This is a genomic window from Streptomyces fildesensis (assembly GCF_016107395.1).
GTDB classification, from domain to species: Bacteria; Actinomycetota; Actinomycetes; order Streptomycetales; family Streptomycetaceae; genus Actinacidiphila; species Actinacidiphila fildesensis.
In genome coordinates, this window is sequence record NZ_JAAIKO010000035.1 from 19,516 (window position 1) to 44,285 (window position 24,770).

A 24,770-nucleotide genomic window follows, 5' to 3' on the forward strand; every position below is an offset into this window, starting at 1 on the left:
TCAGTCGTGGGGCGGGAGGTTGCCGAGCTGGTGGTCGGCAACGCCGAGGGCTTCGTCCACCAGGCGCTTGAGGTGTCCGTCCCGCACCGCGTAGATCACCCGGCGTCCTTCCTTGCGGGTGGTGACCAGCCCGGCCAGGCGCAGTCGGGCCAGGTGCTGGCTCACCGACGGCCGCGCCGCCCCGCACGCCTCTGTGAGCGTCGTCACATCCGCCTCGCCCGCGGCGAGGCGCTCCAGCAGGGCCAGGCGGGTGCGGTCGGCCAGCAACCCCAAGACCTCCGCGGCCACGGTGAACCGCTCGCCCTCGTTGCGCTCTTGCGGGTCATGCGCACCTGATAGGTGCATGCGTGCACTCATACGCACATAATGGTGGAGTGAGCGTCCGGTGTCCAACCGGTCCGCTGTGTCGACCCCTGACCCGGAAGGCGTGTAGTGCCGTGAGCGAGACGAGCCCGACCCCCGAGCCTCACCGCCATGACCACGCACCGCACGGCGGCCACAGCCATGACCATGGTGATCACGGATCCACGCACGACCACGGGGATCACGGTTCGGGCCGGTGGTCGCAGATCAAGCACCGCCTCGCGCATGTGGTCACACCCCACAGCCATGAGGCGGCGGACAAGGTCGACTCGGCGATGGAGTCCTCCGCCGAAGGCATGCGGACACTGTGGATCTCGCTGGCCGTCCTCGGCGTCACCACCGTGCTCCAGGCCCTCGTCTTCGTCATCTCCGGATCGGTGGCGCTGCTCGGCGACACGATCCACAACGCTGCCGACGCACTAACCGCCGTACCGCTGGGCATCGCCTTCCTCCTCGGCCGCCGGGCCGCGACCCGCCGCTTCACCTACGGCTTCGGCCGCGCCGAGGACCTGGCCGGCATCGCCATCCTGCTCACGATCACCGCCTCCTCCGCCCTGGCCGCCTACACCGCCATCGACCGCCTCCTGAACCCGCAGGACATCACCTACCTGCCCTGGGTTGCAGCCGCAGCGGTCATCGGCTTCATCGGCAACGAGTGGGTCGCCCGCTACCGCATCCGTACGGGACGCAAGATCGGCTCGGCCGCGCTGGTCGCCGACGGCCTGCACGCCCGCACCGACGGCTTCACCTCCCTGGCCGTACTGCTCGGAGCCGGCGGCGCCGCGATCGGCTGGCGCCTGGCTGACCCGATCGTCGGCCTGCTGATCACTCTCGCGATCCTCATGGTCCTCAAGGACGCCGCCAAGGAGGTCTTCCGTCGCCTGATGGATGCCGTCGACCCCGTTTTGGTCGACACTGCCGAGAACGCGCTGCGCGCCGTGGACGGAGTCCGCGACATCGGGCAGGTCCGTATGCGGTGGATCGGCCACGCGCTGCGCGCCGAGGCCGACATCATCGTCGACCCCCAGCTCACCGTCGTACAGGCACACGCCTTGGCCGTGGCGGCCGAGCACGCCCTGATCCACGCCGTCTCCCGGCTGACGGCCGCCACCGTGCACACCGACCACACCACCCACAGCGGCGACCCGCACGCAGCCTTAGCCCACCACGCGGCATGATGACCGCAGGGGACGCGCTGTTGGTCGCAGCAGCGTGATTAGACCGGCGCCGGGATACCGGGCCGGGGTATCGTCGGACAGGCGGCGACCAACGGGCGCGCTCGATTACAGGAGGGAAGGAACCAGCAGTGGCAGGCAGCGGACAGGCGCCCAGGCGGGGCATCGCCCGGCTGCTCGCGCTCTGTGCGGTCCTGTTCGGCCTGTTCCTCATGCATGGCGCCCCGGCCACCGCCGCCGAAGGCTGCCACGGTGCGATGTCCGCCACCGCCCCGATGCCCGAAGGCCACGGCGTCACCGCAGCGGGCTCCGCGCCGTCACCGGCGATGCCGCACGCAGGCGCCCAGAACGCCCAACATGCTTCCGGTGCGTCGCAGAGGGGCGGGGCGATGTGCGTGTCGACCCCCGCACGCGACCGCACCCCATTGCCGTCATCTGGCCTGGTGGCCGCCTTCGTCGTGCTGGCGGCCAGCATCCTCGCAAGTCGGCCTCTGATCCTTGGCCGAATCGGGCGGCGCGGCCCACCACTGCCGGGCGGGCGAAATCTGCTGCTCCAGGTGTGTATCGCGCGGACCTGACAGGACCTGTGCCGGATCCTGGACGTTTCCCGGGCCCGGCGACGTGTCCTGCTCATTCCCGCGCGCCCGCCCGGCGTTGTGCGCCCATCCGGAAAGACCCTTCACATGTTCACTTCTTCCCGGCCCACCGTGCGCCGTCGTGCCCTTGCGGCGGCCGGCACCGCTGCTGTCCTGGCGGTGACCCTGGTGGCCTGCGGCTCGTCCAGCGATTCCTCTTCGATGCCGGGCATGGACCACGGTGCCAAGTCGTCCGCGTCCTCCTCGGCGAGCGCCTCGCCCTCGATGGGCGACATGCCCGGCATGGATCACATGGCCGCCGGCAACGGCCTCGCGGGCAACAAGGACGGCTACCGCCTCACCAGCCAGGACACGACCTTGCCGGCGGGCAAGCAGGCCCCCTACCGGTTCGCGGTCACCGGCCCGGACGGAAAGCCCGTCACCGCGTTCGCCGTCGACCAGACCAAGCGGATGCACTTCTACGCGATCCGCTCTGACCTGACCGGCTTCCAGCACATCCACCCGACCATGGCCGCCGACGGCACCTGGACCGCCGACCTGGACACGCTCGCGCCCGGCTCGTGGAGGATGTTCGCCTCCTTCACGCCTGACAGCGGGGCCGGGAAGAGCACCGCGTTCGTCCTGTCTCGCACCGTCACCGTGCCCGGTGCCGAGACGCCGCTGCCGGCCGCCGCCAAGACCGCGGATTTCGACGGGTACACCGTCACCGTCAAGGGCGAGCCGACGGCTGGCATGGCCCACCCGCTGACCGTGACGGTCACCAAAAGCGGCAAGCCGGTCACCGACCTCCAGCCCTACCTCGACACCTACGCCCACCTGACCGCCTTCCACGAGGGGGACACCGCTTTCGCCCACCTCCACCCGACCACCACGGTCAACGGTAACCACGGCGGCCCGGAGCTGTCCTTCAACACGGAGCTGCCCACCGCGGGGAACTGGCGGCTGTTCCTGCAGTTCCAGACCGGCGGAAGGCTCCACACCGCGGCCTTGACCCTGAACGTCGGCTAACCCCGCCTGGGGCACCACCCGCGGGTGGTGCCCCAGGTGCAGCCCCTGCCTCGTAGCACCTCCGCGGTGCGGCGTGTCGGTGGGTCCCATGTCGTGCTCGCCTCGGAAGGCTTCAGGGATGATCCACGCCGTACTGCACGCACTGTCGATCGCCGGTTCCATGACCTGGGAGATCACCTGGGCCCTGATTTTGGGGTTCGCCCTGTCCGCCGTCGTCCAGGCCGTGGTCCGTAAATCCACCGTCGTCTCGCTGCTCGGCGACGACCGCCCCCGCACGCTCGCCGTCGCCGCCGGCCTCGGCGCCGCCTCGTCCTCGTGCTCCTACGCCGCGGTGGCGCTGGCCCGCTCCTTGTTCCGCAAGGGCGCGAACTTCACCGCCGCAATGGCCTTCGAGATCGCCTCCACCAACCTTGTCGTCGAACTCGGCGTCATCCTTGCCTTGCTGATGGGCTGGCAGTTCACTGCGGCGGAGTTCGTCGGCGGTCCCATCATGATCGTCGTCTTGGCGGTGCTGTTCCGGCTGTTCCTGCGCGACAAACTCCTGCACGAGGCACGCGAACAGGCCGAACAGGGGCGGGCCGGCTCGATGGAGGGCCACGCCGCGATGGACATGTCCGTCCAACGGGAGGGCTCCTTCGCCCACCGGCTGCTCTCCCGCGAAGGCTTCACCTCCACCGCCCACGTCTTCGTCATGGAGTGGGCGGCGATCCTGCGCGACCTGGTGATCGGCCTGCTCATCGCCGGGGCCATCGCCGCCTGGGTGCCTGACTCGTTCTGGCGCACGTTCTTCTTCGAGGGCCACCCGCTGGCATCCAAGCTGTGGGGGCCGATCATCGGCCCGCTCGTCGCGATCGCCTCGTTCGTCTGCTCGATCGGCAACGTGCCCCTGGCGGTGGTGCTGTGGAAGGGCGGCATCAGCTTCGGCGGCGTCGTCGCGTTCATCTTCGCCGACCTGCTGATCTTGCCAATCCTTAACATCTACCGGAAGTACTACGGCGCCAAGATGGCCCTGTTCCTGCTCGGCACGTTCTACCTCGCCACCGTCATCGCCGGTTACATCGTGGAGTTCACCTTCGGCGGCCTCGGCCTCATCCCCGACCAGGCCAACGCGAAAATCCCCATGGAAGGTGTCACCTGGAACTACACCACCTTCCTCAACATCGCCTTCCTCCTCCTCGCCGCAGCCCTCCTCATCCGATTCCTCCGTACCGGCGGACGGGACATGCTCCGCATGATGGGCGGTTCCCCCAGCTCCGGGCATGATCACGACGGCGGTGGCGACCAACACCACGGCAAGCACCACACCCACAGGGCTGACCGCGGTGACCACCCCGGCCACGCCTGACGTCGCCACTTCCGCACGGGTCACCCGGGATGGAGTTCGGCGCAAATGCCGACTACCGCCATGAAGCCTCCGCCCGAGAGTGGGCTCGGCATTCCGCCCTGACTCCGTTCCCGAACCGCCCAACGGTGCTCAACCGGAGAGAAGAGTTCCATGCTGCCGCGCATCCTTCCCAGCCCGGATGGCAAACCGTTGCCCCCGAAAGACACAGCAGACGCATTCCGCGTCTTCGCCCAAGATCTAGCCGCCGGCCGCCGCCCCTGGACCGCCGCGGAGGCAGACTTCCTTTCCGGACTGTTCGACCAGCTCGCCCCCGCGTGGGACACCACCGAAGCCACCGGCCGTGACGACCCACTGCGCGACGCCCTCACCCGCGGCGGCCCCCTGCCGTACGCCCCGTGCCTGGAAATCGGCTCCGGAACCGGCCAGTTCACTCCGCTCCTCGCGTCCACCTTCCCTGCTGTGATCAGCCTGGATCTGTCCGAGCAGATGCTCTGCCAAGCAGCCGGACGCTCTCCAACCCGCCTCCGCGCTGACGCCAGCGCACTACCCGTAGCCGACGCATCGGTCGCTGCTGTCGCCGCGATCGACATGCTGCTATTCCCCGCCGAGATCGCCCGGGTGCTGTCCCCGGACGGCGTGCTGTTGTGGATCAACCAGCTCGGCCAGGACGGACCGCTCTACCTGCAGGCCGGCGACGTGGCCGCCGCCCTGCCCGGAGACTGGCGGGCAACGCAATCCGAAGCGGGGTGGGGCAGCTGGGCCGTCCTGCGACGCAGCTGACCAATCCCGCAGGGAGCCCGCCCGGAGACGGTCACCACTAGGTTGGGCGCTCCCGTGCCGAAGTCCCGGGCCAGCGCGTCGTCCACCTGCATCGACTGGGACGACGGGCCCCGCGCCGTACTCGCTCGCAAGGAATCGGACCCCAGCAGCGTCTCCATGTGCACCTCGACGAGGCCCTACATCCGCCTCGACCTCAGCAGGGCGCGGCATGACCTCGGTCACGCCGCTTTTCGTCGTTCGGAACAGCTTAGACACGACACCCCCTCCTCGGCTTAGAGAACAGCGACGCAAGAGAGCGCAAAAATATTTCCCTGGAAGGCTTCGAACCGTGAATTACATTGCAGGTGCGGAACCGTGCGTCTGCGTCCGCGGTCATGGCGGGAGCCCAGACGTCGCAGCACGTTGCGGGCGACGCGGCGTACTGCGAAGTGCCGCACCACCTTGCACCACCTGCGCACCACCTCGGTCGGATAGCCATGGTCTACGACGGTCAAGGCAGGATGTCCTCAGCCTAGTCGCAACAGGCGTCTGCCCAGGTCAGAAGGGTTGCACTACGTGCTCCTTTCCAAGATTCCCAAGCTCAGAGCGCGGGCTCGATTCCTGTCGTTCGCTCCACGACGAAGGACCAGGTCAGCGCCTGGGCCTTCCATGTTGTCTACCCATCCATGTGCCCCGCACCACAGCCGCACCACCTGATCCTTCAACGGGCTACTCAGGGCCGTTCCCCCGCGCGCCCCGCCCCATCCGGTCCGAGCCCTCGGCGACGACCTTCTGCCGCTCGCGGTCCGAGAGCTGATAGATGAGCGCCGCCTTCTCCGCGGACTGGCCGGCGCGGACCATCGTGTCCTTGAGCGTGGCGCCTGAGCGCGTGGACAGGGTGTGCCCCGTGTGGCGCAGAGCGTAAAAGCGGAAGTCGCCCGTGCTGATCGTGGCCCGCGCTTTTCGCGACGTCCTGCCGAAGGAAGAGCGCCGGAACAGCTTGCCCTTCTCCCTCACGAAGAGAAACCCGTCGGCCCCGTCGCCCTTGTTTCCACCGCGGTCGTCGACCTGGTGAAGGCAGCGTGGGACAATGCACGTAGGGCTTATGGGGGACACCCGTGTCCCCCTGGTTCAGGGATCTGCCTTTCCCACATACGTCCCCTGACGTTGCGGGGGCGGCTCCGGGAAAGTGTCTTCTAGCAGGTCAGCGCCCTTGACTAGGCGCGTAGAGCAGGTGCCTTCTAAGCACCTGCCCTCTCGCTCATCGCAGGAAAGCGTCTCGCGCGACATGTAGGGTGCCGGCCACCTCGGGACGGGCGTTCTGGAGATGCGCATCCTCCGGCGGCCCAATTCGCGAAGACGGGGCGCGGATCAGGCGGTCCTTCGAGCCTGCCAGGTAACACGAGAAGGGCGGCTGCTACTTCGGCTTACGCTTCACAAGGCGCCCTCGGCGCCTGTGCCCCTTCAAATGCCCCTCCATGAGCCCATGGGACAAGGGACTCAGCAGTACTCCAGCAGCCGGGCAAGACCGACAACTGCCACAACGGCACGAGTGCCCCCATGCCACTTCCCGGGGAGATGGCCTTGAGTACTGGGGCGCTTCGACGGCTACGGGAGCTAAATCCGTGGCTGCCCTTGCACTGTCAGTGGCGTCTGCTTGAGTTCTCTCCTACCGGTACAACGACGTCGTAGGGCATGGAGAGACCCATGGTTGATTGCCGATTACTGGCCAAGTCACAGGGCTTGACGGAGGGCTACCCCGTCCTGGGTCACCTGGTGGACACGGCGGTGCTCTGCGGCACGCTATGGGATGAGATCCTGACCACGGGGCAGCGCACCCGGATTGGGGAGGCCCTGCAGGTCGAGGAGACTGCGGCCCGGGCCATCGTCATGACTTGGGCGGGGTTGCATGACCTTGGGAAGATCATGCCGCGATTCCAGGACATGATCACGAAAGAGCGTCCTGAGCTGCGGGCCCTTTTGAAGGAGCCCCGATACACACATGATTGGCCTCGGGAGACGTCTGAAAGAGTACGTCACGAGTTCGCGACGAGCAGGTCTGTTCCGCACCTGCTGACTGACCTCGGATACCCCGGGAAAGGCGGATACGTAGCCGGTCTCCTGGTCGCGCAGGTAGCGCAGTTACTCGGGGGCCATCACGGCAGATATCCGACCGGCATCGCCAATCCAGATCTCACCGACCCGGTCGAGAACCTGATGGAACTGGGCCGGCATGCTTGGGCGAGCGAACGGCGCGCCCATGCGGCGGCCCTGCAGGAGGTCATCGGGGCTCCTGCCGCCGCGTCCAGGGGCAAGATGCCGGTCGAACTGGCGGTTCTCGTGGCCGGCCTGGTGATCGTCGCCGACTGGATCGCAAGTCAGGAACACGTCATTGAAACCCAACAGGCCGCACTGGGTCAGGACACGAGTGCCCTGACGACACCTGCGGGCCGGTGTGCCCACGCTGACCGGATGGTTGCTGCGGCTCCCGCCTACGCCCGGGATGCAGGTCTAGGTCGTGCGCGTTTCGCGTCTGCGGGCTTCGCTGACATGTTTCCCGAGATCACACAGCCCTACCCGCTGCAGAGCAGCGTCGCGGCAGGACTGAAGAACGCGGTGCGGGGTCCGGGTATCTTGTTGGTGACCGCCCCGACCGGCGAGGGCAAGACGGAGACCGCGCTGTACGCCGCCGCCTTGATGGGCGAGGCGGCCGGCAGCAACGGACTGTACTTCGCGCTTCCCACCCAGGCGACAGCGAACCAGATGTACGAACGCGTGCGGGAGTGGGCCCGAAGGAATCTGGTGCAGGATGCGGCGCTGACCCTCCTGCACGGCAGCGCCGATCTCTACGCGTCCTACGCCGAGCCGGGCACGGCGGAGCTGGATACGGCTGCGTCGGACCAGGAGGGCGCCGCTGAACCGCGCGTGCTTTGCGAGCACACGGAGGCAGGCGGCATCAAGGGTGACGAGCCGATCTCCGTGACTGCGGGCCGCTGGCTGCGCCGGCGGGGCAGAGGGATCCTGTCTCCACTTGCGGTGGGGACCATCGACCAGGCGCTGATGGGGGTCTTGCCCCTGCGATGGAACGCGCTGCGGCATCTCGGGCTGTCCGGCAAGACCGTGGTGATCGACGAGGCGCACGCCTACGATGCCTTCACCCATGCGTTGCTCCTGCGGCTGCTGCACTGGCTCGGCGCCCTGAAGGTTCCGGTCGTCCTGTTGTCGGCGACACTCACCGGCGACAGCGCCCGTAGCCTGCTGGCCGCGTACCTGGACGGGTCCGGTCACCGCCCCGAGACGTACCAGCTGCCTGCGCCCGACTATCCAGGGTGGCTGTACGCCGACGCACACGACGCGCGTATCACCGTGCCCGCCGAGCCCGTGCCCAGCGAGCGGGAACGGGATCTGCAGCTGGACGTGCACACCGTGGCTCATTCGTATGCGACCGCGGAACCAGTCGGCCGGCTGCCTACCCTCCTGCGCCTGGTGGAGAACGCGACCCGTGACGGGGGCTGCGTGGCGGTCATCTGCACCACCGTTGCGGAATCGCAGCGCACCTACCAAGCCCTGCTCGCCCATTACCGGGAACGCTTCACCGACGCCTACACGGGCTGGGACGACCGCAACTCCGCGGACGACGCCGGGGGGGTGGGCCCGCGGTTGCGCCTCCTGCACTCCCGCTTCCCGGCCTACCGGCGTGCCGAAATCACTGCCGCATCAGAGGGGTGGTTCGGCCGCAGCGGCAGGCTCGGCGTGTGCCGGCCGCAGGACGGGCGCGCTGTCATCCTCGTTGCCACTCAGGTGATCGAGCAGTCATTGGATTTCGACTTCGACCTCATCATCAGTGACCTCGCCCCAATGGCGATGCTGCTCCAACGCGCGGGCCGTGTCTGGCGGCACGCCGCGAACAACGTCCTACGGCCGGGCTGGGCAACCGCTCCACGGTTGGCCGTCCTCGCGCCCGTCGACGAGCAGGGCGCGCTCGCGGTCCCGGCCGCATGGGGAGACGTCTATTCGGAGTCCCTCCTGCGGCGCACGCTGGAAACGCTGCTCGCACAGGGCAGGGGCCCGATTCGCGTGCCCGGAGATGTCCAGGGCCTCGTGGACAGGGTGTACGACCCTGAATTCTCCTCGGCTGATCCCGAGGCCCTGCTCTGCCTGGATCTGAAGCGGATGGCGGAAGACATGGCACACACCGGCCTCGCGGGGCTCGTCATGATCCCTCCGCCGCGCGACGTCACCAGCCTGCACACTTTGACGGCCAGTGACGCCGACCCGGATCTGGTGGCCACCCGGCTCGGCGTGGAATCCGTACCCGTACTACCGGTCTTCGTGAACGAGCAGGGCCGTTGGCTGGACGCCGAGGCCACCACCCCTCTGCCCGAGCACGGTACCGGAATCAATGGGCGCTTCACCCAGGCAGAGGTGCGGCGCCTCCTGGGCTTCGTCGCTCCCCTACCGCACGGAGGATGGCGTGCGGCGTGCACGCAGGCCAACGAGCCGCCGAGACCTTGGCGCGACGAACCACGGCTGGGGCGGATCGTGCTCATTCCGCTTCGCCTGGCAGAGGACGGGACGTATGAGGCGGCACGGCTGGCCGGCTACGACGTCACCTACACACACGAGTTGGGGATGGTACTGCGACGGGCGTAGGGGGTGTGCGGCGCCCGAGAACGTGCTTCTACCGCAGTACTGAAGTAACGGTCACTATTGTCAACGCGCTGACAGCCGTGGCCACTTGTGGTTACGCTGAAGTTACCGCGGGTGAACGAGGCGGTCGTGCTGGCACCCAGTCAGCCCGGCCCCTCCCACCGGCCGGACCCACGGACGAGAGGGTCCTTCCCCCTTCGTCGGGGCCACCCAACTCACGCGTTTTGCTGCCGCAGGACGCAACCCCCGCCCGCGCGGGAACTGACGCGAGTTCTCACGCATCGCTGAACTCACGATCACTCGGGCCACCTCCACTCAGGTGGAGAGATGTCACGGCCACGCTCTCAGCGTACGACTACCCACCCGGTCTGCCTTCCACCAGGATCTGAGGTACTCAGCTCCCATGCCCGACCCGGCGCACCAGCACCCACCGACAGACTTCTACGACCTCTGTACTCGACCTTGGATACCCGTCTCCACCGGCGATCGAACCAGCTGCGTAGGGCTGTGCGAATTCTTTCTCCGCGCCCATGAGTTCAGCGGGCTAGCAGTCGCCCTGCCCCCCGCCGCCTCCGGCCTTCATCGCATCCTGTGCGCGATGGCGGCCCGGATCACCGGCCTGGACACCGCAGCTGGCGGCGACGATTGGCAGGGGCGGCGGTTCGAACTCCTTGACAGCGGCGTCGGCTTCGACCCCGAGCAGGTACGGGCATACTTCCGCGAGCATGCCGACGGCCTGCGCCTGCACGACCCGGTACGTCCATTCCTGCAGGACCCGCGGTTGGTCGAGGAGTGCCCGTCCTCGTCCGGGGTGAACAAGTTGGTTCTGGCCCGGCCCGCGGGGAACAACCTGGTGTTCTTCGGCCACTTCATGGACAGCGAGCAGGTGCCTCTGCCGTCGCAGGAAGCCGTGCTGCATCTGATCGCACAGTTGTACTACGGGCCCTCGGGCCAATGCACGCCTCGCGTCGTGGGCGGTGAACGGTCCGGAAACACCATGGCCGGCCCGCTGCGCCGGGTCCTGTCGACCCACCCGGTCGGACCCACCTTGTTCGACACCTTGCTCATGGGCATCCCGGAACCGGCTGCCTGGCCGTCGCCGCACCAGGATTCCCTGCCGGACGGCTGCCCCTGGGAGCGCGCCACGCTGCCCAATCCACGTGATCTGCCCACGGCGGCCGGCGGCCCGCTGTCCCTGCTGACCGAGCAGTCCCAGCATGCCGTCCTGTTGCAGCCCGGCCCGTCGGGGGACGAGGTCATCGACGCCACCATCACCTGGGCTCTGCGGGTCAACCGCCCGCCCGCACCAGACCCCTACCTGATCTGGGACACCCTCAAAGACGGCACACCGCGCCCTCGAGATGCCCGGGCGGAGCGCGCCTTGTGGCGTGATCTCGATGCTCTGGTGCTCATGCGGAGGGCGGATGGTGGACGCAGACCGCTCATCTTGAACGGGCTCAGCGGCTTCCTGCCGGATCGGGTCGCCGACCAACTGCGCGTGGCCGCTTACGGGTTCGATCAGGACGGACAAACCCGTGACCGCACGTACTTCAGCGCGATCACCCCACCGCTGTTCGCCCTCCTGACCTCCTCCGGCCCCGGGCACGACAACGCCCTGGCTCTGGGCGTGAAGGAGGGACGTGAGGCCGCCGAGAAAGCGGCCTGGCACCTCGCGACCGCGCTCCGCAGCGTGTGGCGGTCCTATACGACACCTTTCACCGACGAGGTCCGATCCGGTGGCGCGGGTTCACAGGCCGGCGCCGACGGCGGTGGAAGTAAGAAGTCGAAGCATCCGGGCCCCTGGCCGGAAGCAGCACTGGCCGCGTACTGGCCTGCCGCCGAGGAACGATTCTGGAACCTGCTGCACGCGGGCGACTTCAGTGCCTCACTCCGTGTGTTCGGTGCCCTGGCCCTGGAGATCTACGACGGGACGACCGCGCAGGTCGCCGCCAGCCCCCGCGGCGCCAGAGCCCGGGAAACCGCACGCGGTCTCGTGCGCACCCTGGTGCACAAGCCACGCGACCCGTCGGCCCCGACCGACCGGCCCCATTAGCAGCGCCCGGCTCGGAGCGCTGTCCGGCGAAAACCCACCCGTGCCCATAGGAAGGAACAGCCATGGCCGTTCCAGCACCACCGCCGACCGCGGATCCCCAGCCGCCGCTGGCCGGCGACCCGAGACCGCCTGCGGGAAGCTCCCGAATGGCGAAGTGCGACGCTTTCGCCGAGGCTGTCGAGGACGCCTGCGCAGCACCCGGTACACGGCAGGCTCTGCGGCGCGCCTTGGGCAAGCCGCCGGAGGAGGTGCCTGCGCGCACGCATGCGGCCCTCATGCGTCCCGGGCTCCTGCCCTACGGGGTGCGCGGAGCAGATCGTCGCGCCTACTACACCGTGGCCGCGCTCATCGCCGCCCGCCCCCGAGCCGAACGGGCCACCGCATCGGAACCCGATGACGAAACACGCCCATCAACTGCGGAAGAGCCGTCGACGCGGGGCACGCAGAACGTCTCAGCCGCCGATCCGCCGGCCAGCAGCCACCGGGAGAACCTGGGGCAAACCCTCGGTCGTGCGGTAGCCCGTGAGGGGCAGGCCATCAAGGCGAACGGTGCGGAGTCCCGGCTCCATCTCATGGTCCGGCAGGACAGCGACGGACTGCACCGCATCCTCCCGGGCCTGCTGCGCCTGCTCGGATCCGCCGCGGTGCCTGTCGACTACGGCCGACTGCTCAACGACCTGCTGCGCTGGGACCGCTGGCAGGAGGACGTCGTCGTCGAATGGCTGGAGAGCTACTACCGCACCGTCCTGCGGGCCAACCGACCCAAGGCCTGACCATCGCCCCCCGCTACGCCCGGCTGCCACCCGGCCGCCGGTAGGCATCCGGGACAGCCGCCTGCTGAAGACGCCATCGTCCAGCCGCTACTGCCACCCGACTGATGAACCACTGCCCCCTGCCCTCTTGATCCCCGCCACGAACGGAAGATTCCTGTGCCTGAGCCGACCACCACGAACGCTGCCGAGCAGCGTGCCGCCCGCTTTTTGGACCTGCACGTGTTGCAGACCCTGCCCTTCAGCAACGTGAACCGCGATGATCTCGGGTCTCCGAAGACCGTCACCTACGGCGGAACGACCCGCACCCGCGTATCCAGCCAGGCATGGAAGCGGCCCACCCGACTGGCCGCGGAGGCACGTATCGGGGAGCGGGCCCTGCGCACCCGGCGGCTGCCGCAGCAGGTCGCGCACCTGCTGCGCGAGAAAGGCTGGCCCGCCGATCTCGCAGAGTTGGCCGGCGCGCAGGTGATCCGTTCCGCCGACACCAAGCTCGCCCTGGACGACGGAGACCGCACCACCGCATCCCTGCTCTTCCTTCCCGATTCCGCCGCCGGGGTCCTGGCCGCTCTGGCCGAGGAACACCGCGACGCGCTGGAGGACGCGCTGGGGAACAAGGCCGCGCAGAAGAAGCTGCTGCTTCCCAAGGACCCGGTGCACGAGGTATTGCGCTCACGCAACGGCTCCATCGCCCTATTCGGGCGGATGCTCGCCGAGATCCCCGGGGCCGGCGTCGACGGAGCAGTGCAGGTGGCACACGCGTTCACCACGCACAGCACGTCCGTGCAGGCGGACTTCTTCACCGCGGTGGACGACGCCGATCAGTGGGCGGCCGATGCCGGCAGCGGGCACATGAACTCCGGCGAGTACAGCAGTGGCGTGTTCTACCGCTACGCGACCCTCGACCTGGACGACCTGGCCCGCAACATCCCCGATCCAGTCAGCGCCCGTATCCTCGCCGAAGCCTTCGCCACTGCCTTCCTCCACAGCATCCCCTCGGCGAAGAAGACATCCACCGCACCGCACACCGTGCCCGACCTCGTCCACCTCGCGGTACGCACCGACCGGCCCGTCTCCTTCGCCGCCGCCTTCGAAGAGCCCGTCCGCGCCCAAGGCGCCGGCTGGGCCGAACCGTCCCGAGCAGCCCTCAGCCAGTACGCCGCCCGCGTCACCCAACTGCTGGGCGACGACGGCATCCTGTATAGCGCTCACGCGGGAACCATGGACAAGCCCTTGGACGGCTTGGGCGAGCGGACCGCCTCGTACACCGGCCTGGTCGCCGACGCCCTCACTTCGGCCTACCCCGGCCTCGCGCCTGCGGTCGGGCAGGACGAGTCGTGAGCAACGGCTTCCTCCTGCAACTCAGCAGCCCCCTTCAGTCCTGGGGCGAGCACAGCGCGTTCACCGACCGGGACACCACGGCCTACCCCACACGCTCAGGGCTGATCGGCATGCTCGCCTCCGCCCAAGGCATCTCCCGCGCCCAGGCCGTCGAAGGCCCGCCCGACTCGCCCCCGACCGCATTCGCGTCGCTGCGCGCACTGCACTTCACCATCCGGGTGGACCGGCCGGGAACACGCCTACGCGACTATCACACAGTGGGCGGCGGATATCCGGCCTCGCGCACCTTGCCCACCGCCAAAGGCGGCCGGCGCAAAGTCGAGGCCGCCACACTCGTCACCCACCGCCACTACCTCGCCGACGCCTTCTTCACCGTCGCCGTCACCGCCGGACCAACAGCGCCCGAAAACCTGCTGACAACCTGCACAAACGCCCTGCGCCACCCCCACTGGCCCCTGCACCTGGGCCGCCGCTCCTGCCCACCGGGCCCCTCCCTGCTACTGCGAGCCGACTGCACGGACCCCGTCGCCGAACTGAGCAACGTGCCTCTCGCACGCAAGCCCCCACCAGGGACCCCACCGTCCGGTGACACCTCGGTCACCTTCGTCTCCGACGCCCCCTTCCCCGCGGACGACACCTGGGGACCCACCTCATCCGCGATCACCACCACCCTCAACGACGAACCCGTCCGCCTGACCGCCCGCGACCGCATCCACCACACCCGCACTCTCTACACCGGCCACCGCATGCTGCCCGCACACCTGTGCAACGGGTACGGCGCCGACTACCTCGACGCACTCCACAACTACCTCCACCCCGCCGCACCCGACGCACCGGATGGGACGCGCCCATGACCGCCACCGACCTCTCCCCCACCGAGCACACCGAGCACAGCGACGACGCCCACCCCTGGCTCTTGCGGCTGCTGCTCGACCCCGGCCACCGGCAGGTCCAACGCGACCTGCGCGACGCCGCGGCGCTGCACCGACGCGTCATGTCCCTGGTACCCGACGGCCTGGGCACATCGCCCCGCGCCCGCGCCGGCGCCCTGTTCCGCCTAGACCTCGACAGCGCCGGACCCCCCGTCCTGCTCGTCCAAAGCGGCCTGGCCCCCGACCCCGGCCGCCTGCCCGCCGGCTACGCGCAATCCGCGACCCTCAAAGACATGGCCCCCATGTTCCGGGCCCTGCAACCCGGCCTGCCCGTCCGGTACCGGATCCTGGCCAACACCGTGCGCCGCTGCGGCCCCAACAGCACCGCCGGCCGGTGGAAACAGGTCATCCCCCTGCACCCAGAAGAAGCCGAACAATGGTGGGCCACCCGCGCTGCAGCCGCCGGACTCCAACTACGCACCCTGCTCCCCTCCCCGCTCGACGCGATCATCTCGCGCCACTCGCCCAAGGACACCCCGCCCCCCGACGCCCCACAGGCCCCGAAGAACATTCCCCGGGCAACCACGCTCTTCGAAGGAACAGCCACCGTGAACGACCCCCAAGCACTGCGCCACGCCCTCCTGCACGGCATCGGACGCAGCAAGTCCTACGGGTGCGGCCTGCTGAGCCTGGCACCGGACCAGAACTAGGAGACCAACATGCCCGCACCCGCCCCGGATGACGCAAGAAGCAGCACCCCACATGCCGGTCGGGAAGAGCGGGCGACGCTGCGAACCGGCTCCGCGCGCGCCCGCATCGCCAGACCCACCCTCGCCATGCTCCCGCGCGTCGGGGACTCCCTGTCCTTCCTGTACGCGGACATCGTGCGCATCGTCCAGGACGACACCGGAGTCTGCGCCGAGACCACCTCGAAGGACGGCGAGATCACCCGTGTCTACCTCCCCACCTCAGCCCTCTCCTGCCTACTCCTGGGCCCCGGAACATCGATCACCCAACCAGCACTGACCACCTTCGCCAGGCACGGCACCACCGTCGTGTGCACAGGCTCCGGCGGCGTCCGCTGCTACTCGGCCACCACCTCCGACGCCCTGACCACCCGCTGGCTCGAACACCAGGTGCGCCAATGGAGCGACCCGGAACGACGCCTCGCGGTCGCCCGACAGATGTACCTGTCCCGCTTCAACATCGCTGTACACCCGGCCACCAAACTCGAACAACTGCGCGGCTTGGAAGGCCAACGCGTCAAAGCCCTGTACAAGGCACTCGCCCAACAACACCGCATCGGCCGCTTCCGGCGTGCCTACGACCCGGCCGCATGGTCCGAACAAGACCCCGTCAACCTCGCACTGTCCTCCGCGAACACCTGCCTCTACGGCATCGTGCACGCCGCCCTCAACGCCTTGGGCTGCTCCCCCGCACTGGGCTTCGTCCACCAAGGCAAGCAACACGCCTTCGTCTACGACATCGCCGACCTCTACAAAGCCGAACTCACCATCCCGCTGGCCTTCTCCCTCCACAACTCCGCCTACCCCGAAGCAATGGCACGGCGCAGTTTCCGCGAGGGCCTTCGACTGTACAAACTCCTCCCCCGCATCGTCCGCGACGTCCAACGCCTCCTGGCCCCCGATGAGACGGATCCACTGACCGACGGCCACGCCGTCGACCTGGTCGACCTTTGGGACCCCGACGTCGGCTCGGTCCCCGCCGGCACCAACTATGCCGACTACGCAACGGACAACAACACAACGGAGGACAACGACCACGCTCCCGACCTCCACCACCGCAGCTGAAGCCGGTGAACGATGGCCTCCATGATCGTCCTCCACACCACAGCAGTTCCTGAACACATCCGCGGCGCCCTCACCCGCTGGCTGATTGAACCCACCCCGGGCATGTACATCGGCACCCTGTCCGCACGCGTCCGAGACTCACTATGGGCACTAGTGGGCGAATCTCTCCCAACCGAAGGCGCTGCGGTCCTGATCTACCCAGACGCCAACGAACAAGGATTCACCCTTAGGACGGCGGGGGAACGGCGCCGCACCCCCATCGATTTCGACGGCATCACCCTGATCGCCTTCCGGCCCGAGGAATACCAACAAACGGCAAACCCCTCATAAGACCCCAGGTCACGAAGAGGTCTTCCCGCGCGAGCGGGGGTGGTCCGTCCCAGGTGGGCGCGTCGATCAGCTCGGAGGGGGTCTTCCCGCGCGAGCGGGGGTGGTCCGACGACGGCGATCAACTGGGGAGAGGCTCAGGAGGTCTTCCCGCGCGAGCGGGGGTGGTCCGATGGAGGAACGGACACTCCGTCCGGCTCACCAGGTCTTCCCGCGCGAGCGGGGGTGGTCCGGCGACGGTCGCGGCACCGGTCAGGGCGAGGGAGGTCTTCCCGCGCGAGCGGGGGTGGTCCGAAGATGACGGTGCCGAGGACCAGCGCGACGACGGTCTTCCCGCGCGAGCGGGGGTGGTCCGTCTCGCCCAGCGACGGGAACAGGCAGCGGACCGGTCTTCCCGCGCGAGCGGGGGTGGTCCGGTGTGGGGATTCCGTTCGAGTCGGTCGGCGTGGGTCTTCCCGCGCGAGCGGGGGTGGTCCGAGCCCGCTGGAGTACTACAGCCTCCTGGACACGGTCTTCCCGCGCGAGCGGGGGTGGTCCGCCGCCAAGCGCGGCGCCGCCGAAAGGAACGCCGGTCTTCCCGCGCGAGCGGGGGTGGTCCGCAGATCGAGGCCGGCTACCGGCTCCTGTCGTAGGTCTTCCCGCGCGAGCGGGGGTGGTCCGTTACGAGGGACTGTCACAGCCTCTACATAACGGGTCTTCCCGCGCGAGCGGGGGTGGTCCGTATCGGGCTACGTACAGAACGTCGACGGTGTGGGTCTTCCCGCGCGAGCGGGGGTGGTCCGGATTCCGAGCACACCACGATCAGCCCGTTGGTGGTCTTCCCGCGCGAGCGGGGGTGGTCCGCCCTTGTCGATGGCGCTGGACAGCTTGCTGATGGTCTTCCCGCGCGAGCGGGGGTGGTCCTCCCTTGTGGGGTCGGTGGTGGGGAACACGACTGGTCTTCCCGCGCGAGCGGGGGTGGTCCGTGGGTGCCTGGCCCATGGCCTTGAGCACCTTGGGTCTTCCCGCGCGAGCGGGGGTGGTCCGCTAAAGAGACGCTGCACGATGTCAGTGCAGCGGGTCTTCCCGCGCGAGCGGGGGTGGTCCGGCGGATCCCTCGCGTTCCTGGACCTCGAAAAAGGTCTTCCCGCGCGAGCGGGGGTGGTCCGCCATCGACCCGCAGATGACCGGCCGCGGCCTGGGTCTTCCCGCGCGAGCGGGGGTGGTCCGTTCCTGACCGGAGCGGTCGGGGTCGCGCTGGTGGTCTTCCCGCGCGAGCGGGGGTGGTCCGCAGGTATTTGACTTCAACGTCAAGTACCGGAAGGTCTTCCCGCGCGAGCGGGGGTGGTCCGCTTCGACGGCTTCCCGCAGCGCCGCCCACCAGGGTCTTCCCGCGCGAGCGGGGGTGGTCCGGATGTTGAGCTCGCACCCCTCGTGCGCGCACAGGTCTTCCCGCGCGAGCGGGGGTGGTCCGACCATCTCAGGCTGGCTAGGCACCCAGTGGCGGGTCTTCCCGCGCGAGCGGGGGTGGTCCGTGGGAGAGGGAGTCGACGAACACGACGGGGTAGGTCTTCCCGCGCGAGCGGGGGTGGTCCGATCGACATTCGGGTGCTGCCCGAAGAGACTCTGGTCTTCCCGCGCGAGCGGGGGTGGTCCGGTCGTCGGATACCTTGCCCCGCACTTCCCCGAGGTCTTCCCGCGCGAGCGGGGGTGGTCCGCCGACGGCTGCAGCAGCTGGGGTTGCCAGGACGGTCTTCCCGCGCGAGCGGGGGTGGTCCGTCCGCATACCGGATCGCGTTCGGCATCGCCCAGGTCTTCCCGCGCGAGCGGGGGTGGTCCGCCCTTGAAGGGCCGGGCGGGCTCGTCGTCGATGGTCTTCCCGCGCGAGCGGGGGTGGTCCGATCAGAAGCCCTACAGCCGGCCGCCATTCCGCGGTCTTCCCGCGCGAGCGGGGGTGGTCCGGCGCTGCGGATCCTCGCGGTCACCCCCAACGAGGTCTTCCCGCGCGAGCGGGGGTGGTCCGCTGCCCATCTTCACGGCCATCTGCCCGAAGTGGGTCTTCCCGCGCGAGCGGGGGTGGTCCGCTGGGGATCGTCCTGCGGATCGAGCCGCCCAAGGTCTTCCCGCGCGAGCGGGGGTGGTCCGTCCTCTACCGGGTCCTGCGCCGCGAAGGAACCGGTCTTCCCGCGCGAGCGGGGGTGGTCCGAAGTAGAACCGGCCGCGCATTGCGCTTCCGGCGGTCTTCCCGCGCGAGCGGGGGTGGTCCGCCCAGGTAACCGCGTACCTCACCGGCAACCAGGGTCTTCCCGCGCGAACGGGGGTGGTCCGCTCGGCGCGAAGGCCCGCGTCATGCCCGGCAAGGTCTTCCCGCGCGAGCGGGGGTGGTCCGGACTTGCAGGCGCGGCGCAGGGCGATGAGTTTGGTCTTCCCGCGCGAGCGGGGGTGGTCCGCTGACGAGTCAGCGTGCTGGCATGCCTGCTCAGGTCTTCCCGCGCGAGCGGGGGTGGTCCGAACTCCGCCGGGCGGACGCTCTCGCCGGGCACGGTCTTCCCGCGCGAGCGGGGGTGGTCCGGCCTACGAGGCCGTGACCCGCGCGGTTCTCCCGGTCTTCCCGCGCGAGCGGGGGTGGTCCGATCAAGGGGTTCTGGACCTGGCTCCGCGAGTCGGTCTTCCCGCGCGAGCGGGGGTGGTCCGCCGCCCTCACCGAAGGCACCGTCGAGTACCTCGGTCTTCCCGCGCGAGCGGGGGTGGTCCGGCTGCCCCGGGCGCTGTCCTCGACGGGAAGTTGGTCTTCCCGCGCGAGCGGGGGTGGTCCGGCGTCGAGCCGCACCTGTACACCCCGGACGAGGGTCTTCCCGCGCGAGCGGGGGTGGTCCGGCGATGTTCGCGGAGCAGCGGCGCCAGCTCCTGGTCTTCCCGCGCGAGCGGGGGTGGTCCGGCACTGGAGGCGTTCCGGGGGTCGCTGACGTCGGTCTTCCCGCGCGAGCGGGGGTGGTCCGGTGTTGGCCGACCGGATCCGGGCGTGCACCAGGTCTTCCCGCGCGAGCGGGGGTGGTCCGCTGCTGGAACTACACGCCACCGTCCCGGACCAGGTCTTCCCGCGCGAGCGGGGGTGGTCCGCGGCTGCACGGGGTGAACTCCGGCGGCATGCAGGTCTTCCCGCGCGAGCGGGGGTGGTCCGCCTGTTGACGGGATCCGGGGTGGGGAAAGTGCGGTCTTCCCGCGCGAGCGGGGGTGGTCCGGCCGTTCTGCCCGCTTTCCGGCGGTCCCTGCTGGTCTTCCCGCGCGAGCGGGGGTGGTCCGCCCGCGCCATGGCCCAGCACTGGACGGAAGCCGGTCTTCCCGCGCGAGCGGGGGTGGTCCGGAATTGGGCTCGACCACGGTCAAGGCCCAGCTGGTCTTCCCGCGCGAGCGGGGGTGGTCCGCGATCATCCTCCGCCGGGTAGCCCCTGGGCGGGGTCTTCCCGCGCGAGCGGGGGTGGTCCGGCCGTACTGCTCCTCCTCCTCAGCGCCGCCACGGTCTTCCCGCGCGAGCGGGGGTGGTCCGGAGTACAACCGCATCCGCTCCCGGACGCAGTCGGTCTTCCCGCGCGAGCGGGGGTGGTCCGCCGTAGGACACCGACACGCGGTGGTCGCCCTTGGTCTTCCCGCGCGAGCGGGGGTGGTCCGCCCCCATCAGCGCGGTGTACGACCCGGACAACGGTCTTCCCGCGCGAGCGGGGGTGGTCCGATCGTCACCGTGTTGGTCGATACCGACCTGGGGGTCTTCCCGCGCGAGCGGGGGTGGTCCGAATGCCGCTCCGTGCCCCTGCGCCATGCGTCGGGTCTTCCCGCGCGAGCGGGGGTGGTCCGGGTTCGCCGGCGCGCAGGCGCTGCTGACCGCGGGTTTTCCTGCGCGAGCGGGGGTGGTCCGCAGGATCACGCGGTGCTCTCCGGGGACTGGCTGGTCTTCCCGCGCGAGCGGGGGTGGTCCGGCCCGGGAGCAACTCATCCGGCTACGCCCGCTGGTTCTTCCCGCGCGAGCGGGGGTGGTCTGTCCGCGAGCGCGGTGAACTCCTCAGGAGTCCGGGTCTTCCCGCGCGAGCGGGGGTGGTCCGGTCTCGGTCCCGGTCAGTACGCCCGGGATCGTGGTCTTCCCGCGCGAGCGGGGGTGGTCCGGTGTCGCGTGGGCGCTGCTGGCCGGAGCCCAGGGTCTTCCCGCGCGAGCGGGGGTGGTCCGCAACGTGTCCTGTTTGGAGAGCTGTCCGATTGGGTCTTCCCGCGCGAGCGGGGGTGGTCCGCCCGGGGAGTGGGCCGTTGTCGACACGCGCGACGTCTTCCCGCGCCAGCGGGGGTGGTCCGATCCGGATCACCCGGTCTACGTGGCCGGTGTTGGTCTTCCCGCGCGAGCGGGGGTGGTCCGGAGCAGTGGCAGAGCAGCACGCTCTCCACCGCGGTCTTCCCGCGCGAGCGCAGGTGGTCAGACCACCGGCCTCGTCCTGGGCAACGCGGCCGAGGTCCTCCCGCGCGAGCGGGGGTGGTCCGAGTGTGGCCAGGGCCCCGACGATCCGCTGCCCGGTCTTCCCGCGCGAGCGGGGGGTGGTCCGATCCCGGAGTGGCTTGAGGGCGTGCGGACGGGGGTCTTCCCGTGCGAGCGGGGGTGCGTGGTCCGCTGCAGCTGGGTGTGCAGAACCAGCTGTTTGCGGTCTTCCCGCCCGAGCGGGGGTGGTCCGCTCAAGACCGTGCGCTCCGCCCTCGGCGCGCTGGTCTTCCCGCGCGAGCAGGGGTGGTCCGCGGCCGCTGCAGCCGCATGAGGACCACCGCGAGGTCTTCCCGCGCGATCGGGGGTAGTTCGAGGATGACCTCGCCGACGCCATGAACCAACCGGTAACTACCATGCCCGCGCAGCCAGCAAGCCGTCTGCCCCAGCGTCGAGCTGCTGCAGACACGTACGATGCCGTTCGTTCCAGGCCGAGCACCGATGCACGAACCCCAGCCCAGATGCAGCCTCGACCACTGCGCAGAGCCCCAAGAATGGCCACCGACCCTGGGACCCCACTGGGAGTTTTCTGGGACTTCCGGCCGCATCAACGGGCATTACCGTGAAACAAGCGAAAGACCATATTCGCTGGTCGGCGCCCAGCAGCCTGATTCCGGCAGGTCACGGACTCGCGTGGTTCCTTCCGCGACATCTGACTGGGCGAATGCGGACACCTCCTCTGAGCGCTTACGCAAAGCGAATCGGCACGACCCACACCTGCACCGCCAGACGGGACAGGCGATGCTCCTACGGCAGTACCTCTTGGGGAGAATTTGGGGAGTGCGAGCGCCTCTGGGGAGCGCGTGGGGAGTATCAACTGCACAACCGGGCACGAGTCTGAAAGAAAGACGGATCCGCCCAGGCCAGAGCCCCGTTCAGCGACATCACTCCAGGTCAAAGCCGTCAGCTGGACAACTTCACGACGTACGTGCCGAGGTCGTCGGCCTCGACCACCCCCGGCACCGAGCCGCCCTCGCGCAAGGGCGTCACGTAACGGATCCCTGTTACCTCTGTGAGCATCGCACCAGGCTACTTGCGCGGCGCCGGGCAACGACGACGCGGAGCGGGGGCGAGAACGAGGAGGGGGTGGGGACGGGAACGGTGGTGGGGGCCAGTGGCGGGGAGCGGTGGCGGGGCCGGTGATCGAGCAGGCGCTGGGCCATCCGCCGGAATTCTTCGGGCGGCTTTGAACGCGCCGGAGGATCTCTGCGTATGACCGGGCGGGCACGGCATCACGCCCACCGGGCGACCGCTCCCGCGCCACCCGGCTCCTCTACCGACAGGAAGTGCCACATGACCGACACCTCCGGTATTCCCGCGGCTCCGACCCGCCGCACGATGGTCGCCGCAGCGGGCGGCGTGGGTCTCATGGCCGCTCTGACCGCGTGCGGCGGATCGGATACGAAGGCCAGTGACACCCCGGCCACCACCCCGGCCCAGCCTTCGGCCCCGGCCGACCCCTCGGCACCGGCCGCCACCACCCCGGGCGGGGACGGCGGCGACGCGCTGGCCAAGACCGCGGACATCCCGGTGGGCGGCGGAAAGATCTTCGCGGACCAGAAGGTCGTCGTCACCCAGCCGACCGCCGGAAACTTCAAGGCGTTCTCCGCGGTCTGCACGCACCAGGGCTGTGCGGTCAGCGACGTCGCGGACGGCACCATCAACTGCCCCTGCCACGGCAGCAAGTTCAACATCGCGGACGGCAGCGTCGCCAACGGTCCGGCGACCAAGCCGCTGGCCGCCGCCAAGGTCACCGTCGCGGGTGGCTCGTTGCAGCTGGGCTGACTCGTCGCAGCTGGGCTGGCGAGCGCCATCGGGGCCGCGTCGGAGTAGCCGGGGCCGTTGGCGGCTACGGCTTTCCGGCGCGCTGCCCCTGGCGCTTCCAGCAGGCCAGGATGTCGTCCGTCGTGCTGACCGTGGAGACGAGCGCGAGGGTGTGCCGGACGACGGCCTCGGTGTACTCGCGGGGCACCCCCGCGATGCCGTCGGCGGGCACCACCACCTGGTACCCCAGGTTGACGGCGTCGAAGACGGCATTGGGGATCGCGATGTTCGCGGAGACCCCGGTGACGATCAGCGTGCGGCAGCCCAGGTTGCGCAGCAGGGCGTCCACATCGGTCCCGGCGATCGGTGACAGCCCGTGCAGCCGCCGTACGACCAGGTCGCCGTCGGCGAGCGGGATCCCTTCGGCGAGCCGCACGGCGGGCGTGCCCGTCAGCGGCTGCACGGGCAGCCGCCCGGCGGCACGGAACAGCCGCGCGTTGTGGTTGGCGCCGAGCCCGTCCGGGCGGCGTTCGGCGATGGCGTGCAGGACGGCGGCGCCCACCTCGTGGGCGCCGCCGACCAGCCGTGCCACGTTGCCCAGTGCCCCTGAGTCCCGCGCCTCGGCGGCGAGCTCCGGCAGCGCGCTGTCCGGCCCGACGACGCCGCGCTGGCACTCCACGGTCAGTACGGCGGTGACCGCCGGGTCCAGCAGCTCCACCAGCCGGTCGCTCGGCGCCATGACTGCCCCCTCGTACGACGGACCTCAACGGACCGCAACGGGCCACAAGGGACCCGCAACGGATGACGACGGAGCGACCGTAGCTGACGAACCGTCAACCAGGAAGGGATGCAGCGCGCGAGGGAGCACCCGCCGGCCACCAGCGCTGGACGGCCGCGCCGCCGTCCTCCATTATTTCTGACACACAGTCAGATAAATGGAGGTGCTCGACTCATGGCCGTCATTCAGCGGCGGGGCCGCAGAATCATGATGACCCCGCACGAGGTCGACGCCTTCCTCGCGGAGCAGCGCACCTGTCGCGTGGCGACCGTCTCCAAGGACGGCCGTCCGCACGTCGGCGCCCTGTGGTTCGCCTGGGACGGCGAATCGCTGTGGCTCTACTCCATCGTCCGCAGCCAGCGCTGGACCGACCTGCTGCGCGATCCGCGCGTCTCGGTCGTGATCGACGACGGCGTGGAGTACGGGGAACTGCGCGGTATCGAGCTCTCCGGAACCGTCGAGTTCATCGGCGAGGCGCCCCGTACCGGCGAGCCCGTCCCCGAGCTGGACGCCCCCGAGCGGCTGTTCTCGGCCAAGAACTTCGGGCTCGACACCATGCCGCACGACGGCCGCCACGCCTGGCTCCGGCTCACCCCGGAACGGATGGCCTCCTGGGACTTCAGCAAGATTCCGCAGTAGGCAGCCGGGCGGGTCCGGGGC

The 24,770-nt window shown here is 69.5% G+C and carries 18 protein-coding genes, 3 pseudogenes and 1 CRISPR repeat array; of the genes and pseudogenes, 15 read left to right on the forward strand and 6 right to left on the reverse strand.

Annotated elements, in window-relative coordinates; genetic code table 11:
• Window positions 1-357, reverse strand: a complete 357-nt coding sequence (locus C6N31_RS31545; RefSeq protein ID WP_198358725.1) for an ArsR/SmtB family transcription factor — start codon at window positions 355-357, stop codon at window positions 1-3.
• 80 nt (window positions 358-437) lie between these two features.
• Here C6N31_RS31545 and C6N31_RS31550 point away from each other — a divergent pair, with 80 nt between their 5' ends.
• Both C6N31_RS31550 and C6N31_RS31555 read left to right on the forward strand, forming a co-directional pair.
• Window positions 438-1,541: a cation diffusion facilitator family transporter gene (locus C6N31_RS31550; RefSeq protein WP_198358727.1), complete on the forward strand. Its 1,104-nt coding sequence runs from the start codon at window positions 438-440 to the stop codon at window positions 1,539-1,541.
• Window positions 1,542-1,669: 128 nt separating this feature from the next.
• A complete protein-coding gene (locus tag C6N31_RS31555) occupies window positions 1,670-2,116 on the forward strand; it encodes a hypothetical protein (RefSeq protein ID WP_307811564.1) in 447 nt (148 codons plus the stop codon).
• A 101-nt stretch (window positions 2,117-2,217) separates the two neighbouring features.
• On the opposite strand, the gene C6N31_RS44355 is transcribed toward C6N31_RS31555, so the two are convergent.
• Window positions 2,218-2,409: a hypothetical protein gene (locus tag C6N31_RS44355; RefSeq protein ID WP_232485890.1), complete on the reverse strand. Its 192-nt coding sequence runs from the start codon at window positions 2,407-2,409 to the stop codon at window positions 2,218-2,220.
• Between C6N31_RS44355 and C6N31_RS31560 the strand changes: the two genes are divergently transcribed.
• The 3 genes from C6N31_RS31560 to C6N31_RS31570 all read left to right on the forward strand — a co-directional run bounded on the left by C6N31_RS31560 (window position 2,408) and on the right by C6N31_RS31570 (window position 5,267).
• The gene (locus C6N31_RS31560; protein WP_232485891.1) at window positions 2,408-3,142 is read left to right on the forward strand and encodes a DUF8832 domain-containing protein; all 735 of its coding nucleotides are present in this window, start codon (window positions 2,408-2,410) and stop codon (window positions 3,140-3,142) included. The genes C6N31_RS44355 and C6N31_RS31560 overlap by 2 nt on opposite strands.
• A 121-nt stretch (window positions 3,143-3,263) precedes the next feature.
• Window positions 3,264-4,487, forward strand: coding sequence for a permease (locus tag C6N31_RS31565; RefSeq protein ID WP_307811565.1), 1,224 nt, complete (start codon window positions 3,264-3,266; stop codon window positions 4,485-4,487).
• Between the two features lie 150 nt (window positions 4,488-4,637).
• Window positions 4,638-5,267, forward strand: a complete 630-nt coding sequence (locus tag C6N31_RS31570; protein WP_198358730.1) for a class I SAM-dependent methyltransferase — start codon at window positions 4,638-4,640, stop codon at window positions 5,265-5,267.
• 60 nt (window positions 5,268-5,327) lie between these two features.
• On the opposite strand, the pseudogene C6N31_RS44360 reads toward C6N31_RS31570, so the two are convergent.
• Both C6N31_RS44360 and C6N31_RS31575 read right to left on the reverse strand, forming a co-directional pair.
• Window positions 5,328-5,477, reverse strand: a pseudogene (locus C6N31_RS44360) (DUF5655 domain-containing protein); the annotation flags it as partial.
• A 498-nt stretch (window positions 5,478-5,975) separates the two neighbouring features.
• A pseudogene (locus tag C6N31_RS31575) lies at window positions 5,976-6,284 on the reverse strand (tyrosine-type recombinase/integrase); the annotation flags it as partial.
• A 669-nt stretch (window positions 6,285-6,953) separates the two neighbouring features.
• On the opposite strand from C6N31_RS31575, the gene cas3 reads away from it, so the two are divergent.
• The 8 genes from cas3 to cas2e all read left to right on the forward strand — a co-directional run bounded on the left by cas3 (window position 6,954) and on the right by cas2e (window position 17,073).
• Window positions 6,954-9,899: a CRISPR-associated helicase Cas3' gene (gene cas3, locus C6N31_RS31580; protein ID WP_198358732.1), complete on the forward strand. Its 2,946-nt coding sequence runs from the start codon at window positions 6,954-6,956 to the stop codon at window positions 9,897-9,899.
• A gap of 400 nt (window positions 9,900-10,299) precedes the next feature.
• The gene (casA, locus tag C6N31_RS31585) at window positions 10,300-11,949 is read left to right on the forward strand and encodes a type I-E CRISPR-associated protein Cse1/CasA (RefSeq protein ID WP_198358734.1); all 1,650 of its coding nucleotides are present in this window, start codon (window positions 10,300-10,302) and stop codon (window positions 11,947-11,949) included.
• A gap of 146 nt (window positions 11,950-12,095) precedes the next feature.
• A complete protein-coding gene (gene casB / locus C6N31_RS31590; RefSeq protein ID WP_198358736.1) occupies window positions 12,096-12,722 on the forward strand; it encodes a type I-E CRISPR-associated protein Cse2/CasB in 627 nt (208 codons plus the stop codon).
• A gap of 156 nt (window positions 12,723-12,878) precedes the next feature.
• Window positions 12,879-14,060 (forward strand): type I-E CRISPR-associated protein Cas7/Cse4/CasC, encoded by a 1,182-nt coding sequence (gene cas7e, locus C6N31_RS31595; RefSeq protein WP_198358738.1) that lies wholly within the window; start codon window positions 12,879-12,881, stop codon window positions 14,058-14,060.
• A complete protein-coding gene (gene cas5e, locus C6N31_RS31600) occupies window positions 14,057-14,914 on the forward strand; it encodes a type I-E CRISPR-associated protein Cas5/CasD (protein ID WP_198358740.1) in 858 nt (285 codons plus the stop codon). The genes cas7e and cas5e overlap by 4 nt, the downstream gene beginning before the upstream one ends.
• Window positions 14,911-15,642, forward strand: a complete 732-nt coding sequence (locus C6N31_RS31605) for a type I-E CRISPR-associated protein Cas6/Cse3/CasE (protein ID WP_198358742.1) — start codon at window positions 14,911-14,913, stop codon at window positions 15,640-15,642. Before cas5e ends, C6N31_RS31605 begins: the two co-directional genes overlap by 4 nt.
• 126 nt (window positions 15,643-15,768) lie before the next feature.
• On the forward strand, window positions 15,769-16,743 hold the full coding sequence (cas1e, locus tag C6N31_RS31610) for a type I-E CRISPR-associated endonuclease Cas1e (protein ID WP_198358767.1): 975 nt from the start codon (window positions 15,769-15,771) through the stop codon (window positions 16,741-16,743).
• 21 nt (window positions 16,744-16,764) lie between these two features.
• A complete protein-coding gene (cas2e, locus tag C6N31_RS31615; protein ID WP_438817434.1) occupies window positions 16,765-17,073 on the forward strand; it encodes a type I-E CRISPR-associated endoribonuclease Cas2e in 309 nt (102 codons plus the stop codon).
• 18 nt (window positions 17,074-17,091) lie between these two features.
• A CRISPR array of direct repeats spans window positions 17,092-21,696; the repeat unit is 29 nt; unit sequence GGTCTTCCCGCGCGAGCGGGGGTGGTCCG.
• Window positions 21,697-22,477: 781 nt separating this feature from the next.
• On the opposite strand, the pseudogene C6N31_RS47020 reads toward cas2e, so the two are convergent.
• Window positions 22,478-22,588 (reverse strand): annotated as a pseudogene (locus tag C6N31_RS47020) (HipA family kinase); the annotation flags it as partial.
• A gap of 273 nt (window positions 22,589-22,861) precedes the next feature.
• Between C6N31_RS47020 and C6N31_RS31620 the strand changes: the two are divergent.
• Window positions 22,862-23,353: a Rieske (2Fe-2S) protein gene (locus C6N31_RS31620; RefSeq protein ID WP_198358746.1), complete on the forward strand. Its 492-nt coding sequence runs from the start codon at window positions 22,862-22,864 to the stop codon at window positions 23,351-23,353.
• Between the two features lie 64 nt (window positions 23,354-23,417).
• Here C6N31_RS31620 and C6N31_RS31625 read toward each other — a convergent pair whose 3' ends face one another.
• Window positions 23,418-24,071 carry a cysteine hydrolase family protein gene (locus C6N31_RS31625; protein WP_198358748.1) on the reverse strand — a complete coding sequence of 218 codons (654 nt, stop codon included), beginning with the start codon at window positions 24,069-24,071 and terminating at the stop codon, window positions 23,418-23,420.
• 213 nt (window positions 24,072-24,284) lie between these two features.
• Between C6N31_RS31625 and C6N31_RS31630 the strand changes: the two genes are divergently transcribed.
• Window positions 24,285-24,749 (forward strand): pyridoxamine 5'-phosphate oxidase family protein, encoded by a 465-nt coding sequence (locus tag C6N31_RS31630; RefSeq protein WP_138359613.1) that lies wholly within the window; start codon window positions 24,285-24,287, stop codon window positions 24,747-24,749.
• Window positions 24,750-24,770 lie beyond the last annotated feature (21 nt).

Coding starts and splice junctions, on each gene's coding strand:
- cas3 (WP_198358732.1), top strand. CDS start 6,954: ATGGTTGATTGCCGATTACTGGCCAAGTCACAGGGCTTGACGGAGGGC.
- C6N31_RS31560 (WP_232485891.1), top strand. CDS start 2,408: ATGCCCGGCATGGATCACATGGCCGCCGGCAACGGCCTCGCGGGCAAC.
- C6N31_RS31625 (WP_198358748.1), bottom strand. CDS start 24,071: ATGGCGCCGAGCGACCGGCTGGTGGAGCTGCTGGACCCGGCGGTCACC.
- casA (WP_198358734.1), top strand. CDS start 10,300: ATGCCCGACCCGGCGCACCAGCACCCACCGACAGACTTCTACGACCTC.
- C6N31_RS44355 (WP_232485890.1), bottom strand. CDS start 2,409: ATGTCGCCCATCGAGGGCGAGGCGCTCGCCGAGGAGGACGCGGACGAC.
- C6N31_RS31570 (WP_198358730.1), top strand. CDS start 4,638: ATGCTGCCGCGCATCCTTCCCAGCCCGGATGGCAAACCGTTGCCCCCG.
- casB (WP_198358736.1), top strand. CDS start 12,096: ATGGCGAAGTGCGACGCTTTCGCCGAGGCTGTCGAGGACGCCTGCGCA.
- cas2e (WP_438817434.1), top strand. CDS start 16,765: ATGATCGTCCTCCACACCACAGCAGTTCCTGAACACATCCGCGGCGCC.
- C6N31_RS31545 (WP_198358725.1), bottom strand. CDS start 357: ATGAGTGCACGCATGCACCTATCAGGTGCGCATGACCCGCAAGAGCGC.
- cas1e (WP_198358767.1), top strand. CDS start 15,769: ATGCTCCCGCGCGTCGGGGACTCCCTGTCCTTCCTGTACGCGGACATC.
- C6N31_RS31620 (WP_198358746.1), top strand. CDS start 22,862: ATGACCGACACCTCCGGTATTCCCGCGGCTCCGACCCGCCGCACGATG.
- C6N31_RS31630 (WP_138359613.1), top strand. CDS start 24,285: ATGGCCGTCATTCAGCGGCGGGGCCGCAGAATCATGATGACCCCGCAC.
- C6N31_RS31605 (WP_198358742.1), top strand. CDS start 14,911: ATGACCGCCACCGACCTCTCCCCCACCGAGCACACCGAGCACAGCGAC.